Origin of the sequence: Pseudomonas sp. NPDC087803, from assembly GCF_044742995.1 — a bacterium.
GTDB lineage: Bacteria > Pseudomonadota > Gammaproteobacteria > Pseudomonadales > Pseudomonadaceae > Aquipseudomonas.
In genome coordinates this window covers 247,831-264,237 of the sequence record NZ_JBIUVO010000002.1, presented here as the reverse complement: position 1 = coordinate 264,237, position 16,407 = coordinate 247,831, and the positions used below count along the sequence as shown (strand labels likewise).

The following is a 16,407-nucleotide window of genomic DNA, read 5'->3' as shown; positions in this document are numbered from 1 at the left end:
ATGTCAAAGCCTAATACTCCCCAGGCCTCCCCTCCCCGCGCCTTGCGCTGGGCGGTGGCCGGTTCGGTGGTCGTGATGATCGCCGCCGGTGGCTTGTTCTACTACGCCTCGAAAATGGCCGCGGCCAAACGGCAGCACAACCATGACGAAGTGGTGGTGAACATCAACGCGCACAGTTGCGAGCCGAACGAGCTGACGGTTCCCGCCGGTCGCGCCAGTTTCCGCATCGTCAACCGCTCCGACCGGGCGGTGGAATGGGAAATCCTCGACGGCGTGCTGGTAATCGAAGAGCGCGAGAACATCGCCCCCGGCCTGAGCCAGGTGATCAACGCCAACCTGCAACCCGGCGATTACGCGATTACTTGCGGTCTGCTGAGCAATCCGCGTGGCGTGCTGCACGTAACGCCGACCGCAGCTTCCGACGCGGCTGCGAAGGCCAAGCCGTCGATGGTCGCCTTCGTCGGGCCGCTGTCGGAGTTCCGCGTGTATCTGGCGACGCAAGGCAGCGCGCTGATCAAAGCCGTGACCGCGCTGAATCAGGCAATTGCCGGCGGCGACCTGGCCCAGGCGCAAGCGCTGTACCTGCCGGCCCGTGCCGCTTACCAGCGCCTGGCCCCGGCCGCGCAACGTCTGGCCGAACTGGACAACAGCATCAATGCCCGCGCCGATTACTTTGAAAAACGCGAACAGGATCCAGCGTTCGTTGGCTTCCACCGCGTCGAATACGCGCTGTTCCAGCAACGCAGCCTCGACAGTTTGGACCCGGTGGCCGAGCGCCTGCTGGCCGACGTCACCACGCTCAAACAACAACTGCTGGCGCAATCGCTGCCGCCGGAGCAACTGGTGAGCATCGTGGTGCGCAACCTCAACACCCTGGCCGACGTGCGTGCCGCCAGCGGTGAAGAGGAACGCTACAGCCACGGCGACCTCAACGGCTTTGCGAGCAACCTGGAAACCGCGCACAAAGTGGTCGAGCTGCTGCGGCCGATGCTGACCAAGTCGGCGCCGGATCTGTTGCCGAAAATCGACGCGGCGCTGAGCGATTTCGACAGCGTACTGAACAGCTTCAAGGTCAAGGACGGCTACGCCACTTACGACACGGTCAGCGGCGAACAACGCAAACAGATCGCCGACAAGGCTCAGGCCCTGGCTGACGCTCTGGATGGCATCGATCCCGCCCTCGGCCTTTCCGGCCTGTAAGTAGAAGACGAATACCGATGAAAGATTTGCAAAACCTCGATGTGCAACGTCGCCGCCTGCTGATGGGCATGGGCGTCGCTGGCGTCGCCCTGGCCGGTTCGGCCCTGAGCTGCCCGGCGATGGCCGCCGCACCGGCGCAAGTCACTGAAGCGCCGAGCAGTGACAAGACCGAAGACCGTCATGACTTTCATGGCGTACACCAGACCGGCATCGTCACCCCGCGCCCGGCCTCCGGCATGTTTGTTTCGTTCGACGTACTGGCCAGCGATCGCGAAGACCTCGAGCGGCTGTTCCGCACCCTCAACGAGCGCATCGCGTTCCTGATGAAGGGCGGCCCGGTGGCACAGATCGACCCGAAACTGCCGCCACCGGATTCCGGCATCCTCGGCCCGGTGGTGACCCCGGACAACCTGACCATCACCGTCTCGGTGGGCGAGTCGCTGTTCGACGAGCGCTTCGGTCTGGCCGACGCCAAACCCAAGCGCCTGCAACGCATGGTCGGTTTCCCCAACGATGCGCTGGAGGCTGATTGCTGCCACGGCGACTTGAGCCTGCAGTTCTGCTCGAACACCGCCGACACCAACATTCACGCCCTGCGCGACATCGTCAAGAACCTGCCGGACCTGCTGCTGGTGCGCTGGAAGCAGGAAGGCAGCGTGCCGCCGCAAGCCCCGGCCAAACCGGGGGTGCCGGCGCAATCGGCGCGCAACTTCCTCGGTTTCCGTGACGGCTCGGCGAACCCCGATTCCAACGATGCCAAGGCGATGGACAAGCTTGTCTGGGTGCAACCGGGCAGCGATGAGCCGGCCTGGGCGGCCCACGGCAGCTATCAAGCGGTGCGGATCATCCGCAATTTCGTCGAGCGCTGGGATCGTACGCCGCTGCAGGAACAGGAAAGCATCATCGGTCGGGTCAAGACCACGGGCGCACCGATGGGCGCTAACCATGAAACCGAAGTCCCGGATTACAGCAAGGACCCGGAGGGCAAGCTGACCAAGCTCGACGCACACATTCGCCTGGCCAACCCGCGCACCGCTGCGAGTCAGGCCAACCTGATCCTGCGTCGGCCGTTCAACTACTCCAACGGCGTGAACAAGAACGGCCAGCTCGACATGGGGCTGCTGTTCATCTGCTATCAGGCCGATCTGGAAAAAGGCTTTATCACCGTGCAGACCCGGCTCAACGGCGAGCCGCTTGAGGAATACCTCAAACCGGTCGGCGGCGGTTATTTCTTCACCCTTCCAGGTGTCACCGGCGACAAGGATTTCATCGGTCGCTCGCTGCTCAACGCCACACAACCCAAAACAGCTGCATAACCATAAAAACCCTCGGAGCCGCTCCATGAAAAAGTCGCCACTCGCGTTACTGCTGACCCTCGGTTTGCTCAACACCCCGTTTTCGGCGTTCGCCGCGACGGCGCCACTGGATCTGGTCGGCCCGGTGTCGGACTACAAGATCTACGTCACCGAGCAACTGGATGAACTGGGCAGCCACACCAAACAATTCACCGATGCGGTGAAGAAAGGTGATCTGGCCACCGCGCAAAAACTCTACGCACCGACCCGCGTCTACTACGAGTCGATCGAGCCGATTGCCGAGCTGTTCAGTGACCTCGATGCATCCATCGACTCCCGCGTCGACGACCACGAAAAAGGCGTGAAGGCTGAAGACTTCACCGGTTTCCATCGCATCGAATATTCGCTGTTCTCGGAAAAGACCACCGAAGGCCTGACCGCCCTGGCGGACAAGCTCGACAGCGACGTCAAAGACCTGCAAACCCGCGTCGCCGGCCTGACCTTCCCGCCGGAGAAAGTCGTCGGTGGTGCCGCCGCGCTGCTGGAAGAAGTTGCTGCGACCAAGATCTCCGGTGAAGAAGACCGCTACAGCCACACTGACCTGTACGACTTCCAGGGCAACATCGACGGCGCGAAGAAAATCGTCGACCTGTTCCGTCCGCAGATCGAGAAACAGGACAAGGCGTTCGTCGCCAAAGTCGACAAGAACTTCGCCACCGTGGACAAGATCCTCGCCAAGTACAAGACCAAGGACGGTGGTTTCGAGACGTATGACAAGGTGAAGGATAACGATCGCAAGGCGCTGGTTGGCCCGGTCAATACCTTGGCTGAAGACCTGTCCACGTTGCGTGGCAAGCTGGGTCTGAACTGAGTTTTTGTAGCGCCTGATCCGGCCCCTTCGCGAGCAAGCCCGCTCCCACACTAGGCCTGTGTCGATCACCTTGTTTGTGGTCAACACAGCCCCCTGTGGGAGCGGGCTTGCTCGCGAAAGCGGTCGAAGCCGAACCGAATAATCTGAAGGGTTACAAAATCCGGTAGAGCAACCGCTCGATCCGCACCCGACTCACCCGCTTGAGAAACTTCGCCACCCCCGCCGGGTACTCCGGCAGTGTCTCCAGGTTCTGGAAGCTGGCAATCCGCGTGGTGTTGCGGAAAATCTCCTCCTGCTCCTTCGCCCGTGGCGCCAGCCACTCGCCCTGCGGATCATCAATCAGCAGCGCATTTTCCAGGTCGAGGCGGAACGCCCGTGGATTGAGGTTGTTGCCGGTCAGCAGTGTATAGCGCTGGTCGACCCACATGCCTTTGAGGTGATAGCTGTTGTCGCCGTCACGCCACAGATGCAGGTTCAACTGGCCGCTGTCGATATTGCGCTGATGCCGCTTGGCAAAGCGTCGCAGGCTGATTTCGTACAGATACGGCAACGCCGCAATCACCTTGAACGGTTCGCTCGGCGGAATGTAGAAATCGTTGGCCGTCTTGTCGCCAACCACGATGTCGATCTTCACCCCACGGGCCAGCGCGCGGTTGACCTCGCGGATGATCGGCAGCGGCAGGTTGAAGTACGGGGTGCAAATCGTCAGCTGCTGTTGCGCACTGGCGATCAGTTCGACAATCACCCGGTTCAACGGGTTGTTCTTGCCCACGCCGAGCAACGGACTCACCGACAGGCCGGTGTGCGCCGTGCTGCCGGCACTGGTGTCGTACGCGGCATATTTGAGACGGCTGCGCAGATCGCCAATGTCGTTGCGCAGGCTGCGGGTGGTCGGCAGGTTCGGCAGGTCGAGGCGATGCACAGCCTTGGATTCGATCAGGCCGTGCTTGACCAGATGGTGCATCGAATCCGCCAGTTCGCGGCTGTGCAGCACGTGGTAGCGGTCGAAACGGTACTTGTCGAACTTGTGCAGGTAGACGTTGTTCAGGCTGGCCCCGCTGTAGACCACGCAATCGTCGATCACGAAGCCTTTCAGATGCAGGACGCCGAACAGTTCGCGGGTCTGCACCGGCACGCCATAGACCGGCACTTCACTCTGGTGCGTGCGGGTCATTTCCTGATACCACGCCGAATTGCCCGGCTGTTTGCCGGCACCAATCAGCCCGCGCTGGGCGCGCAGCCAGTCGACGACCACGACGACTTCCAGCTCCGGGCGCTTGAGCTTGGCGGCGTGCAAGGCATCGAGGATTTCCTGACCGGCCTCGTCGTGCTGCAGATACAGCGCAACGATGTAGATGCGCCGGGTCGCCTCGGCGATTTTCTCCAGCAGGCAACGACGGAACTCGGCGGCGCCGGACAGAATGGTCACGGCCTCGGCAGTCAGCGGAAAGCTGCGCAGTTTGGGCAGCAAAGAGCGTTTGAAAAGCAACGGCATAGGGCTCGCAATGGGTCGAATCCGAAGAACCCGAGAGCTTACACCATCAACCGGTTCGGGTCTTGTGAGGGTCTGTAAAGAGATCAAAAGATCGCAGCCTGCGGCAGCTCCTACACTGATCCCTGTAGGAGCTGCCGCAGGCTGCGATCTTTTGACCTTAAAAACAACTTGCGAAAGGAGAACGATCGTTCTACTGTTCGCCACATGAACGAAATCACTGACACCTCGACCCGCGACATCATTCTGGATGTCACCGAAAAGTTGATCTACAAAAGTGGCATCTCGGCCACCGGCATGGATCTTCTGGTGAAAACCGCTGGCGTCTCCAGAAAGAGCATCTACCGCTACTTCGCCAACAAGGAGGAGTTGACCGTCGCCGCCTTGCAACGCCGCGACGTGCGCTGGATGCACTGGTACCGCAGCGCTGTGGATCAGGCCGAAACCCCGGCCGAGCGCCTGCTCAACCTGTTTACCGTGCTCAAAAGCTGGTTCGCCTCGGAAGGCTTCCGCGGCTGCGCCTTCATCAATACCAGTGGCGAAACCGGTGATCCCGAGGACCCGGTGCGCCAGGTCGCCAAAGACCACAAACAGAAGCTGCTCGACTACCTGTGCGAGCTGTGTACCGAACATGGCGTCGAAGATCCGCAGCGTCTGGCCAGACAGTTGCTGATCTTGATTGACGGCGCCATTACCGTAGCGCTTGTGATGGGTGATCACAGTGCCGCTGATAATGCGCAATGCATGGCGCGTAAGTTATTGGACCTGTAACGCCTTAAATAAGCCTGACCGTTGTTTAATCGTTAATTAGTCCGGGAGACTGAACATGTCGACTGCTGCCCAAGTGCGTCCACCGCTACCGCCGTTCAATCGCGAATCGGCGATCGAAAAAGTTCGTCTGGCCGAGGATGGCTGGAATTCCCGCGATCCCGAAAAGGTATCGCTGGCCTACACCCTCGACACCCAATGGCGTAACCGCGCCGAGTTCGCCCACAACCGCGAAGAAGCCAAGGCCTTCCTGACCCGTAAATGGGCCAAGGAACTCGATTACCGCTTGATCAAAGAACTCTGGGCCTACTCCGACACGCGGATTGCCGTGCGCTACGCCTATGAATGGCATGACGATTCGGGCAACTGGTTCCGCTCTTATGGCAATGAGAATTGGGAGTTCGATGAGCACGGGCTGATGTTCCAGCGCTATGCCTGCATCAACGACCTGCCGATCAAGGAAAGCGAGCGCAAGTTCCACTGGCCGCTGGGACGGCGTCCGGATCATCATCCGGGGCTTTCCGATCTGGGCCTCTAAGTTCACATAGATCGAAAATGTGGGAGCGGGCTTGCTCGCGAAGGCGTCGTGTCAGTCAATATTCATGTAACTGGCACACCGCTTTCGCGAGCAAGCCCGCTCCCACATCGGGTTTGTGGTTCAGGCGACGGCGGCAGTCTTTTCAGCCTCCAGCTCCCGCACCAGCGGCAACACCTTCTTGCCGAAATACTCCACCTCCTCCTGAAAGTGCAGGAACCCCGCCAACACCAGATCCACCCCTACCGATTTCAACGCCACAATCCGCTCGGCAATCTGCAGCGGCGTGCCGATCAGGTTGGTCTTGAAGCCATCGTTGTACTGCACCAGATCCTCGAACGTCGATTTTGCCCAGTTGCCCTCACCCTCCGGTGACGCCCTGCCCGCCTGCTTCGCCGCGTCGCCAAAGGCGTTCACCGCTTCCGGGTCAGCCTGTTCGATGATCTGCGCCAACACGGCGCGGGCCTCTTCTTCGGTGTCGCGGGCGATGACGAAAGCGTTGACGCCGATCTTCACTGAATGATTGTTGGCCGCCGCTTTCGCCCGGATGTCATCGACCTGAGCCTTGATCCCCTCGACGCTGTTGCCGTTGGTGAAATACCAGTCCGAGACCCGTGCGGCCATATCGCGTGCCGCGCGTGAACTGCCGCCCTGGAAGATCTCGGGGCGGCCCAGCGGTTTCGGTTTGAGGCTGTAGTTGTCGAAGCGGTAAAAGTCGCCGCGAAAAGTGAAGTTGTCCTGACTCCAGATCCCGCGCAGCGAGCGGATGAATTCCTCGGAACGCCGATAACGCTCGTCGTGTTCCAGCCAGTGCTCGCCGATTGCCTGAAACTCGCCTTTGAACCAGCCGCTGACGATATTCACCGCAATCCGGCCGTTGGTGAGCTGATCAATCGTCGCCATCTGCTTGGCCGCCAGCGCCGGTTGCCAAGGTCCCGGCAAAATCGCCGCGATCACCTTCAGCTTGGTAGTAGCCGCCAGCAGCGCATGACTGAACGCCACCGACTCATGCTGGAACTCGGCACCGTAACCGGCGGTAAAACGGATTTGCGTCAGGGCATACTCGAACCCCGCCGCCTCGGCGAGTTGCGCCAGTTTGCGGTTGTAGTCGATACCCCAGTCGGTGCGCTGCTCGATCTTGCTGACCACCAGACCGCCACTGACGTTCGGCACCCAGTAGGCGAATTTCACGGCTTGCTTGCTCATCGGCGTGTCCTCGGGACATTGGGAAGGTCAATGGGTCAGAGCAGCAAGCGTGCCAGCCTCCAGAGGCCCGGTTTAATTGGGCTTGAGGCTGATGGAATTGCATTATTGGAGGGTGATTTGTTGCCGAGGTGTTGGGTGGGCAACAGTTGAATAAGGCCGTGTTTGAGCTGGCCTCATCGCTGGCAAGCCAGCTCCCACAGGAATCTCTAGTGAACACAAATGTTGCGAACATACCGAAAACCTGTGGGAGCTGGCTTGCCAGCGATGAGGCTTTACGGGTCGCCGCAACACTTGGAAATGAGTAACATGTCAGCCCTTCCCCGCAGCCCCTCTGCGCCCTGCCGAATAAGCCGATTCCATGCCTTTCGAACTCAGCGTTGACCTTACCACCCTGGCCGTTCTGGCCCTTGTCGCTTTCATTGCCGGTTTCATCGACGCCATCGCCGGCGGCGGCGGACTGTTGACCACCCCGGCACTGCTTACCGCCGGCCTGCCGCCGCACCTGGTGCTGGGCACCAACAAACTCAGTTCGACCTTCGGCTCGGCCACCGCCAGTTTCACCTTCTATCGACGCAAACTGTTTCACCCCCGGCAGTGGATGCACGCGATCGTCGGCACCCTGGTCGGCGCGCTGACCGGCGCTGTCGTCGCGCACTACCTGCCGGCGGAATGGCTGAACAAGATGCTGCCGGTGATCGTCTTCGCCTGTGGCCTGTATCTGTTGTTCGGCGGCACGCCCAAAGCGCCGCTGGACAGTGACGCGCCGATCAAGAAGAAATGGCAATCGACTCAAGGCTTCAGCCTCGGTTTCTACGACGGCGTGGCCGGCCCCGGCACTGGCGCGTTCTGGACCGTCAGCAGCCTGCTGCTCTACCCGATTGACCTGGTCAAGGCCAGCGGGGTGGCACGGAGCATGAACTTCGTCAGCAACATTGCCGCGCTGTCGGTGTTCGTGTTTTCCGGGCAGGTGGACTGGATCATCGGCCTGAGCATGGGCCTGTCGGTGATGGTCGGCGCATTCTTCGGGGCGCGCACCGCGATCAGCGGCGGCGCCAAGTTCATTCGTCCGGTGTTCATCACCGTGGTACTGGGCCTGACCGTGCGCCTAGCCTGGCAACACTGGTTCAGCGTGGCCTAAGCGGCGCGCCACGTAGACGTCGATCAGGTAACGGGCAATCGATTTTGACGCCGGTAACGGCGGCAAATCGTGCACGTTGAACCACTGGGCGTCTTCGATCTCGTCTTCCTGACAGATGATCTCGCCACCCGCATATTCGGCATGGAAACCCAGCATCATCGAATGCGGGAACGGCCAGCACTGGCTGCCCATGTACTGAATGTTCTTCACCTCGATGCTGACCTCTTCGCGCACTTCGCGAATCAGGCAGTCTTCGGCTGACTCGCCCGGCTCGGCGAAGCCCGCCAGCGTGCTGTAGACCCCGGTGACGAAACGCGGTGAGCGCGCCAGCAGGATCTCGTCACCACGGGTGACCAGCACGATCATGCTCGGCGAAATCCGTGGATAGCTGCGCAAGTCGCACGGCTGGCAATACATCGCCCGTTCGCCCGGCACCTGCGTCATCGCCTGCCCGCAGTTGCCGCAAAACCGATGCTCACGGGCCCAGGTGCCGATCTGCGCGGCATAGCCCAGCACTTTATAGACGGTGTGATCGCCTTCGAGCATGAACGCCCGCAGGCCTTTCCAGTTGCAGCCCGGCACCTCGCTGGAACTGCGCAACTCCAACAGATACACCGGCTCGCCATCGAGGTGGCCGATGCCGTGTTCGGTGAGGATCGACAAGTCCTGACGCTTGAGCCATTCCCGCGGGAACAACGCGCCGTTGTCATCGAACAGAAAGCCTTCGGGGCTGCGCGCCACGGCCCAGCCGCCGGGTTGATCGGTGTCCAGTACTGCAGTGATCCAGCGAGCTGTCATGGTTTCTCAATCCAGAAATTCGGGTTTCTGTTTACTCATATGGGCGGCCATGGCCACGCGCAAGTCGGTGGATTGCAACATGGCGGCGTTCCAGGTGGCAACGTATTCGAGCCCGTCGTCGATCCGGTGGTCGCGCATGTAGCTGATCATTTCCTTGGTGCCGGTGACCGCGATGGGCGATTTGCCGGCGATGTCGCGGGCAATGTCCATCACGCCTTCGAGCAGCAGCTCCTTGTCGGCGTAAACACGATTGACCAGGCCGATGCTGCGCGCTTCTTCTGCGCCGAAGGTGCGCCCGGTGTAAGCCAGTTCACGCAGCATGCCGTCACCGATGATCCGTGGCAACCGTTGCAACGTGCCCACGTCGGCGGCCATGCCAATGTCGATTTCCTTGATCGAGAACTGCGCGTCCTCGGCGGCGTAACGCATGTCGCAGGCGGCGATCAGGTCGATGGCGCCACCGAGGCAATAGCCCTGAATGGCCGCAAGCACTGGTTTGCGGCAATTGTCGACGGCGTTGAACGAGGCTTGCAGGGTAAGGATCTTGCGCCGCAGCAGGCGCGCGTTACGGCCGACGTCCTTGCCCAGTTCATTGGCGACGCCAGCGAGCATCATCAGGTCGATGCCCGAGGAAAAGTGTTTGCCGTTACCGCTCAGGACCACCACCCGCACTTCGTCGGTGTCGTCGATCCACTGGAAAATCTCGACGATCTCGCTCCAGAACGCGGCGTTCATCGAGTTGATCTTTTCCGGACGATTGATCTGCACATGCGCGATGTTGTCGGCCAGTTCGACGCTGAAGGCGGTGTATTGAGTCATGGCAGTGATCCTTTACCGGGCAGAAAATGAGGCCCGAACTATAACAAGGCATCACGATGGCGGTTCGGCCAAATGCGGGACTGACTCCAACAAGGAGATTTTTGCCGCGCCTTGATCTCTGTAGGAGCTGCCGAAGGCTGCGATCTTTTGAATTTCAAGATCAAAAGATCGCAGCCTTCGGCAGCTCCTACATGGATTGATGACACCCACTTGCCCCTGTGGGAGCCAGCCTGCTGGCGATGAAGTCACCGCCGGTCTAACCGCCCTTCACCGCCACATACGCCGCCGTCTCATAAGGCACGGTCAGCACATGCCGCCCACGCAACGCAGGCTCCGCGGCAATCAACGCTCGGATCTGCTCATCGACCTTGTCCCGCTGCGCCTGCGGCAATGCCGCGATGAAACTGGTGGAGCGCACCCGATTGAAAATCACATCCTCCGGCGAACCGGTATGTCCATGATGAAACTGCTGCAACTGCAGCGCGCCAAACGCCGGATGCGGAAACGCCTGGCGCCACTGGCCGGTGTAATAACGCGGCGTGTCCCCCTCCAGCGCATTGACGATCGCATCGAGTTTCGGCACCCAACTGACCTGCGTATCGCGCAGATTCCAGATCAGCCCGAGCCTGCCGCCGGGCTTGAGCACCCGGGCAATTTCGCTCAGGGCTTCGGCCGTGGCGAACCAGTGAAACGCCTGCGCGCAGACCACCGCATCCACCGACGCGTCGGGCAATGGCAGATCCGTGGCGGTGCCGCTCACCGCCAGCACCTGCGGCCAGGCGGCGGAGAGTTTTTCCAGCATCTGCGCCACCGGCTCCACGGCGATTACCTGCGCATCCGTGGCCGCCAGCCGTCCAGTGAACTTGCCGGTGCCGGCCCCCAGATCGATGACGGTCTTGTGACTGTCCAGGCCCAACGTCTGGGTCAACCACTGGCTGACCTGCGGCGGATAGTCGGGGCGACCCTTGACGTAGGTGTCGGCGGCAGTCTTGTAGCCGGCGGCAGCGGAATGATGGACCTGATCTTTCATGGCAGTTCCTCGTGTGTCAGCGCTGGGTCATGGCAAAGCACTGGATGGACGGCTGGCGTTCCTGAGCATAACGCCGCGATTTGCGCGTACCTTGAACAGAGCCTGACAAAGCAATGAATAAAATTCCGTGCTGTGGTGTTCAAAGTGAAACATAACCCTCTGTGGAGCCTTGCCCATGACTATCCGTTCCGTTATGTTCGCCGCCCCGTTGCTGCTGGTAGCCGCGTTATCCACGTCGATGGCGTTTGCCAACGGTGATGAAGACGCCCCCGTGCAGAAGCCCAATTGCCCCAAAGGCCAGGTCTGGGACAGCAAATCGCAGAAATGCGTGATGCAGACCAGCAGCGCCGTGCCGGATGCCGATCGGACCGATTACGCCTACAGATTGGCCAAGGACGGTCGATACGAAGAAGCCCTGGCCCTGCTTGACACCTTGAAACAACCGAACACCGCCAAAGCCCTCAACTATCGCGGTTACGCCACGCGAAAACTGGGGCGCACCGATGAGGGCATCGGCTATTACCTGCAATCGGTAAAGCTCGATCCGCATTACGCGCAAGTGCGTGAATACCTCGGCGAGGCCTATGTGATCAAAGGGCGCGTCGACTTGGCGCAAGAGCAGTTGCAGCAGATCAAAACGATTTGCGGCACGTCCTGCGAGGAGTACCAGGACCTGGCAGAAGCCATCAACGATTCATCGAAAACCTGAAATAGATAAAGGAACGCCATCATCGTCAGCGATCAGGCATTCAGAGCGGAACTCGGACAGCATCTGGCGCGACTGTGGCGCTACGGTCTGTTGCTGTCGCGCAATCGGCACGTGGCCGAGGATCTGGTGCAGGCCACGTGCGTACGGGCGTTGGAGCGTGCCGGGCAATATGTCGCCGGCACGCGCATGGATCGCTGGCTGCTGAGCATCCTGCATTCGATCTGGCTCAACGAAGTGCGCTCGCGCCGGGTGCGTCAGGGCGCAGGTCAGGTCGATGCCGACGGACAACTGGCCTTCGACGGCGAGTACGCCGCGCAGACGCACGTGATGGCGGCGCAGGTGATCCGGCGGGTTGACGCCCTGCCGGAAACCCAGCGCGAAACCGTTTATCTGGCCTACGTCGAAGGCCTGTCCTACCGCGAAGTCGCCGAGATCCTGCAAGTGCCGATCGGTACGGTGATGAGCCGTCTGGCCACCGCACGCCTGAAACTGGCTGAATATCCGCCCCTGCAAGCCGTGCCGAAAACCACCGGAGGTGACCGCCCATGAACAAGCCCTCCGACGAACAACTGGTGGCCTACCTTGATGATGAACTGGACCCCGCGTATCGCAGCCAGCTCGACAGCGCGATTGCCGACGACCCGATGCTCAGCCTGCGCGTGCAATGGCTCGAACGCAGCAGCTTGCCGTACAAGGAGGCTTATGACGAACTGGCGCAACAGGCGCCACTGGAGCGTTTGCAGGCGCGCCTCGACGCCATCCCCGCCCCCCAGCGCCCGGGCCTGAGCCGACGCTGGTTCATCGGCGCAGCCGCCGCGAGTCTGCTGGCTGGCGGCGTATTGGCCGATCGTCTGTTCATCGCCTGGCAGTCACAGCAAGCGCATAACTGGCGCGCCTTGGTCGGCGACTATATGGCGCTGTATGTGCCGCAGACGCTCGATCACTTGCCGAGCGACGAAGCCAGCCAACGGGCGCAATTGCGTACGGTGGATGCGCGACTCGGCCTGAACCTGTCTGCCGCAATGCTGAAGCTGCCGGGCGCCGAACTCAAACGTGCACAATTGCTCGAGTACGACGGCGTGCCAATTGCGCAACTGACCTATCTGGACGCCAGGCACGGACCGCTGGCCCTGTGCGTGATCCGCTCCAACAGCGGCAGCCAGCCACTGGCGCACGAACGGCGGCATGAAATGAACGTGGTGTACTGGACCGAAGGCGAGCACGCGTGGATGTTGATCGGACACAACCCGGCGCCGGAGCTGGAAGACTTCGCCAGGCGCCTGATCGAACGGTTGAGCGCATGATTGCCGCGGCTACTATGCTGAGCGCGTGATTATCCGAGGAAGAACCACCGATGCAGATTTCACCCCGCACTGCCCTGCTGGTCATCGACGTTCAGAACGACTTCACCCCCGGTGGCCAACTGGCCGTCCCCGAGGGCGATCTGATCGTACCGCTGATCAATCGTCTCGGCGATCTGTTCAAACAGGTGATCATTGCCCAGGACTGGCACCCAAGCGGCCACGCGTCGTTTGCCTCCAGCCATCCCGGGCGCAAACCGTACGAGGTGATTCAGTTGCCCTACGGCGAGCAGAAACTCTGGCCGGATCATTGCGTGCAAGGCACTGCCGGGGCCGAGTTTCACGCCGAATTGCACCTGCCGCATGCGCAACTGATCATCCGCAAGGGCTGCAACCCGGACATCGACAGCTATTCAGCGTTTCTCGAAGCGGACCGGCGCACCACCACGGGGCTGGCCGGTTACCTGAAAGAACGCGGAATCGACACGGTGTACATGGTCGGTCTGGCATTGGATTTCTGCGTGATGTTCTCGGCGCTGGATGCGCGGGCGGCGGGGTTCAATACGATTGTGCTGCTGGATGCCTGTCGCGCCATTGATATGGATGGCTCACTGGCGGCGGCGATGGAACGAATGCACACAGCCGGAGTTGGCCTGATTCAATCGCACCAACTCATCTGACCAACACGTTCCCTTGTAGGAGCTGCGGCACGCTGCGATTTTTTGCTGTTGCGTTCAAAAATCAGAATCAACAGATCGCAGCCTCGTTTCACTCGACAGCTCCTACAGGGGTTTGATGCTCAACTGGCGGTGGGCAACCACTGACCAGCCTAAAACCCCTGTGGGAGCGGGCTTGCTCGCGAAAGCGGTGTATCAGATAAATCTATGTCGACTGATGCTCCGCCTTCGCGAGCAAGCCCGCTCCCACAGGTTTTCGGGTCAAGCCAGGGTCGGCATCCACTACCTGAATCGCGCCCCACCCAACGGTGAGCTTTCTACTGTCAGAGTGCAGACGGCCAGGATTGGCCTGATTCAATCGCACCAACTCATCTGACACAGCAACCGCATCCTTGTGGCGAGGGAGCTTGCTCCCGCTCGGCGGCGAAGCCGTCGCAAAAACGGCAAATGACGCCTGGCTACAGATTGCCTAGGGCCGCTTCGCAGCCCAGCGGGAGCAAGCTCCCTCGCCACAGTTTTTTCCTCACTTTATTCAGGCAGTAGTAGGCAACCACAACCGGAACCGCGCCCCACCCAACGGCGAGCTTTCTACCGTCAGCGTCCCGCCTTGCGCCTCCAGCGCTCGGCGGCTTATCGCCAGGCCCAGACCGAAGCCACCGGTGGCGCGGTCACGGCTGCGATCAAGGCGATAGAACGGTTCGAAAATCCGCTCGCGCTCGTCATCCGGGATGCCGATGCCATCGTCGTCGACCCAGATGCCGCAGCCATCGGGGCTGACCTGCACACCAATCTGAATGCGCTTTTCGCAATAGCGCATGGCATTGCGCAGCAGATTCTGGATCGCCCGAGCAGTCAGGCGCGGATCCAGCGAAAAACGCTCGAGTTGGCCATGCAGCAACACGTCGATGACGATGTCCGGTGATTCCAGTTCTTCATCGACGCTGCCCAGAATGCTGTCGATGAACTCGTCCAGCGACACCTCGACCTGTTCCGGTAATTGCGCCGGATTCTGCAAGCGGCTGTAAGACAGCAACTCCAGCACCAGCTCATCCAGTTCACGAATGTGCGCCACCAGCCCTTGCAGGCGTTCGCGGCTGGTCGCCGGCAAGTCATCGGACAGCGCCAGCGCCAGGCCGAAATCCAGCCGGGTCAGCGGCGTGCGCAATTCGTGGGACACCGCATTGAGCAAGTCACGCTGCTGGTTGAGCAGGTCCTCGATGTCGCCGGCCATGGTGTCGAACACGTTGGCCAGGCTACCGATGTTGGAACTGGCAGGCAGTTGCGTGCGCTCGCTCAAGTGGCCCTTGCCGAAGCGTTCGGCCGCGACCTTGAGGCGTTCCAGATCGCGCCAGTGCGGGCGAATCCACAACAACAGGCAAGCGAGCATGCTCGCGCCGATCAGCACGTTGATGCTCCAGTACAACAAATTGACGTCCAGCGGATCCGGCGGCACCACCATTTGCACGGCGACATCATCGTTCAGCGGCGTGACCGCCAACGTGCGCCAGCCCCAATCGCCAATGCGCACCACGTTTTCCCCAGCGCGCAGACGCGCCTGTTCGGGGGCGCTGAACCCGGCGTCGTCAATGCGCGCCAGAGCGATGTGCAACGGCTGGAAATCCTTGTCCATCGACTGCGCCAACGCCGGCCACTGATCCTGCGGCACCGCGCGAAACTGGCGAGTGATCAGCGATTGCAGGCCACGCGAATAGTCGAGGTTGTAGGTGATGAAGCGCTCGCGGAACGCCATGACCACCAGATCCGGCACCAGATAGATCGCCGCGCTGTAGGAGACGATCGTCACCAGATACAGGCGGAACAGGATTCTGAACATCAGCTCAGCATTCCCACTCGGAACGGCTGAACAGGTAGCCCTTGCCCCACACGGTCTTGATCTTGCGCGCCTCGCCGGCGTGGTCGTCGAACTTGCGCCGCAGCTTGGAAATCGCCACGTCCACCGAGCGATCAGTGCCGTTGAACTCGATGCCGCGCAAGCGCTGCAGGATCTGATCGCGGCTCAGCACCTCCCCGGCATGCCGGGCCAGCACCACCAGCAAATTGTATTCGCCGCTGGACAGCTCCACCGGTTGCTCGCGCCAGGTCACGGTGCGCTCGGACAAGTCGATGCACAGATTGCCCATGACAATCCGGTCATTGACGGTCAAGGGCTCACCGAGGCTGCTGCGCCGCAGCAAAGTCCGCACCCGGGCCAGCAGAACCCTTGGCTCGCAGGGTTTGGTGACGTAATCGTCGGCGCCCATTTCCAGGCCCAGTACCTGATCGTGACTGTCGTCGCGGGCGGTCAGCATCAGGATCGGCAGCGTCGCCGAATCGGCCCGCAGCAAGCGGCAGACTTGCAGGCCGTCGAGGCCCGGCAGCATCAGGTCGAGGATCACCAGATCCGGCGGATTGATCCGTGCCCGTTCGCGCACGTGGTCACCACGGCCGATCACGCTGACGGAGTAGCCGTTGCGCTCCAGGTAGCTGGAAATCAGTTCGGCGAGGGCGGTGTCGTCTTCGACCAGGAGGATGTTGGGCATGGGGTGTTCCAGGAAAGTGCTGTGGCGA

General features: G+C 61.1%; 17 protein-coding genes. 10 read left to right on the top strand and 7 right to left on the bottom strand.

The features are described from left to right. From efeO (ACIOUG_RS04235) to efeO (ACIOUG_RS04225), 3 genes are read left to right on the top strand one after another with little or no spacing between them, the layout of a single operon-like run. Positions 1-1,200, top strand: coding sequence for an iron uptake system protein EfeO (gene efeO, locus ACIOUG_RS04235; RefSeq protein ID WP_401062768.1), 1,200 nt, complete (start codon positions 1-3; stop codon positions 1,198-1,200). Positions 1,201-1,217: 17 nt separating this feature from the next. Then, the gene (gene efeB / locus ACIOUG_RS04230; RefSeq protein WP_401062767.1) at positions 1,218-2,516 is read left to right on the top strand and encodes an iron uptake transporter deferrochelatase/peroxidase subunit; all 1,299 of its coding nucleotides are present in this window, start codon (positions 1,218-1,220) and stop codon (positions 2,514-2,516) included. A 25-nt stretch (positions 2,517-2,541) separates the two neighbouring features. Continuing rightward, positions 2,542-3,366, top strand: coding sequence for an iron uptake system protein EfeO (gene efeO, locus ACIOUG_RS04225; protein WP_401062765.1), 825 nt, complete (start codon positions 2,542-2,544; stop codon positions 3,364-3,366). Positions 3,367-3,517: 151 nt separating this feature from the next. Here the strand turns inward: efeO (ACIOUG_RS04225) and pssA are convergent, their stop codons facing one another. After that, a complete protein-coding gene (gene pssA / locus ACIOUG_RS04220; RefSeq protein WP_401062763.1) occupies positions 3,518-4,861 on the bottom strand; it encodes a CDP-diacylglycerol--serine O-phosphatidyltransferase in 1,344 nt (447 codons plus the stop codon). 204 nt (positions 4,862-5,065) lie between these two features. Here pssA and ACIOUG_RS04215 point away from each other — a divergent pair, with 204 nt between their 5' ends. Beyond that, a complete protein-coding gene (locus tag ACIOUG_RS04215; protein ID WP_401062761.1) occupies positions 5,066-5,629 on the top strand; it encodes a TetR/AcrR family transcriptional regulator in 564 nt (187 codons plus the stop codon). A gap of 55 nt (positions 5,630-5,684) precedes the next feature. Further along, on the top strand, positions 5,685-6,164 hold the full coding sequence (locus ACIOUG_RS04210) for a DUF1348 family protein (protein ID WP_401062759.1): 480 nt from the start codon (positions 5,685-5,687) through the stop codon (positions 6,162-6,164). Positions 6,165-6,284: 120 nt separating this feature from the next. Here ACIOUG_RS04210 and sfnG read toward each other — a convergent pair whose 3' ends face one another. Then, positions 6,285-7,367: a dimethylsulfone monooxygenase SfnG gene (gene sfnG / locus ACIOUG_RS04205; RefSeq protein ID WP_401062757.1), complete on the bottom strand. Its 1,083-nt coding sequence runs from the start codon at positions 7,365-7,367 to the stop codon at positions 6,285-6,287. 358 nt (positions 7,368-7,725) lie between these two features. Here sfnG and ACIOUG_RS04200 point away from each other — a divergent pair, with 358 nt between their 5' ends. After that, positions 7,726-8,505: a TSUP family transporter gene (locus ACIOUG_RS04200; RefSeq protein ID WP_007951261.1), complete on the top strand. Its 780-nt coding sequence runs from the start codon at positions 7,726-7,728 to the stop codon at positions 8,503-8,505. Here ACIOUG_RS04200 and nudC read toward each other — a convergent pair. The 3 genes from nudC to ACIOUG_RS04185 all read right to left on the bottom strand — a co-directional run bounded on the left by nudC (position 8,473) and on the right by ACIOUG_RS04185 (position 11,152). Beyond that, positions 8,473-9,303 carry an NAD(+) diphosphatase gene (nudC, locus tag ACIOUG_RS04195; RefSeq protein WP_401062754.1) on the bottom strand — a complete coding sequence of 277 codons (831 nt, stop codon included), beginning with the start codon at positions 9,301-9,303 and terminating at the stop codon, positions 8,473-8,475. The genes ACIOUG_RS04200 and nudC overlap by 33 nt on opposite strands. Before the next feature lie 6 nt (positions 9,304-9,309). Continuing rightward, the gene (locus tag ACIOUG_RS04190; RefSeq protein WP_367084572.1) at positions 9,310-10,122 is read right to left on the bottom strand and encodes a crotonase/enoyl-CoA hydratase family protein; all 813 of its coding nucleotides are present in this window, start codon (positions 10,120-10,122) and stop codon (positions 9,310-9,312) included. A 256-nt stretch (positions 10,123-10,378) separates the two neighbouring features. Beyond that, positions 10,379-11,152: a methyltransferase domain-containing protein gene (locus tag ACIOUG_RS04185; protein WP_401062752.1), complete on the bottom strand. Its 774-nt coding sequence runs from the start codon at positions 11,150-11,152 to the stop codon at positions 10,379-10,381. Positions 11,153-11,327: 175 nt separating this feature from the next. On the opposite strand from ACIOUG_RS04185, the gene ACIOUG_RS04180 reads away from it, so the two are divergent. From ACIOUG_RS04180 to pncA, 4 genes are all read left to right on the top strand, one after another. After that, positions 11,328-11,861: a tetratricopeptide repeat protein gene (locus ACIOUG_RS04180; RefSeq protein WP_401062750.1), complete on the top strand. Its 534-nt coding sequence runs from the start codon at positions 11,328-11,330 to the stop codon at positions 11,859-11,861. Positions 11,862-11,951: 90 nt separating this feature from the next. Next, entirely contained in the window at positions 11,952-12,410 is a 459-nt protein-coding gene (locus ACIOUG_RS04175; protein WP_401062748.1) for a sigma-70 family RNA polymerase sigma factor, read from the top strand. Beyond that, entirely contained in the window at positions 12,407-13,165 is a 759-nt protein-coding gene (locus tag ACIOUG_RS04170; RefSeq protein WP_401062746.1) for an anti-sigma factor family protein, read from the top strand. The genes ACIOUG_RS04175 and ACIOUG_RS04170 overlap by 4 nt, the downstream gene beginning before the upstream one ends. Positions 13,166-13,215: 50 nt before the next feature. Further along, positions 13,216-13,842: a bifunctional nicotinamidase/pyrazinamidase gene (pncA, locus tag ACIOUG_RS04165; RefSeq protein ID WP_401062745.1), complete on the top strand. Its 627-nt coding sequence runs from the start codon at positions 13,216-13,218 to the stop codon at positions 13,840-13,842. Positions 13,843-14,371: 529 nt separating this feature from the next. Here pncA and ACIOUG_RS04160 read toward each other — a convergent pair. After that, positions 14,372-15,673: an ATP-binding protein gene (locus tag ACIOUG_RS04160; RefSeq protein ID WP_401062743.1), complete on the bottom strand. Its 1,302-nt coding sequence runs from the start codon at positions 15,671-15,673 to the stop codon at positions 14,372-14,374. Positions 15,674-15,677: 4 nt separating this feature from the next. Further along, on the bottom strand, positions 15,678-16,379 hold the full coding sequence (locus ACIOUG_RS04155; protein WP_097089685.1) for a response regulator transcription factor: 702 nt from the start codon (positions 16,377-16,379) through the stop codon (positions 15,678-15,680). Positions 16,380-16,407: the final 28 nt, after the last annotated feature.

Bases quoted from the DNA above. Each gene is read 5' to 3' on its own strand.
- ACIOUG_RS04160 (WP_401062743.1), bottom strand. From the start codon at position 15,673: ATGTTCAGAATCCTGTTCCGCCTGTATCTGGTGACGATCGTCTCCTAC.
- efeO (WP_401062768.1), top strand. From the start codon at position 1: ATGTCAAAGCCTAATACTCCCCAGGCCTCCCCTCCCCGCGCCTTGCGC.
- efeO (WP_401062765.1), top strand. From the start codon at position 2,542: ATGAAAAAGTCGCCACTCGCGTTACTGCTGACCCTCGGTTTGCTCAAC.
- ACIOUG_RS04185 (WP_401062752.1), bottom strand. From the start codon at position 11,152: ATGAAAGATCAGGTCCATCATTCCGCTGCCGCCGGCTACAAGACTGCC.
- nudC (WP_401062754.1), bottom strand. From the start codon at position 9,303: ATGACAGCTCGCTGGATCACTGCAGTACTGGACACCGATCAACCCGGC.
- ACIOUG_RS04200 (WP_007951261.1), top strand. From the start codon at position 7,726: ATGCCTTTCGAACTCAGCGTTGACCTTACCACCCTGGCCGTTCTGGCC.
- ACIOUG_RS04170 (WP_401062746.1), top strand. From the start codon at position 12,407: ATGAACAAGCCCTCCGACGAACAACTGGTGGCCTACCTTGATGATGAA.
- ACIOUG_RS04215 (WP_401062761.1), top strand. From the start codon at position 5,066: ATGAACGAAATCACTGACACCTCGACCCGCGACATCATTCTGGATGTC.
- ACIOUG_RS04155 (WP_097089685.1), bottom strand. From the start codon at position 16,379: ATGCCCAACATCCTCCTGGTCGAAGACGACACCGCCCTCGCCGAACTG.
- sfnG (WP_401062757.1), bottom strand. From the start codon at position 7,367: ATGAGCAAGCAAGCCGTGAAATTCGCCTACTGGGTGCCGAACGTCAGT.
- pssA (WP_401062763.1), bottom strand. From the start codon at position 4,861: ATGCCGTTGCTTTTCAAACGCTCTTTGCTGCCCAAACTGCGCAGCTTT.
- ACIOUG_RS04190 (WP_367084572.1), bottom strand. From the start codon at position 10,122: ATGACTCAATACACCGCCTTCAGCGTCGAACTGGCCGACAACATCGCG.
- ACIOUG_RS04180 (WP_401062750.1), top strand. From the start codon at position 11,328: ATGACTATCCGTTCCGTTATGTTCGCCGCCCCGTTGCTGCTGGTAGCC.
- pncA (WP_401062745.1), top strand. From the start codon at position 13,216: ATGCAGATTTCACCCCGCACTGCCCTGCTGGTCATCGACGTTCAGAAC.
- ACIOUG_RS04210 (WP_401062759.1), top strand. From the start codon at position 5,685: ATGTCGACTGCTGCCCAAGTGCGTCCACCGCTACCGCCGTTCAATCGC.
- efeB (WP_401062767.1), top strand. From the start codon at position 1,218: ATGAAAGATTTGCAAAACCTCGATGTGCAACGTCGCCGCCTGCTGATG.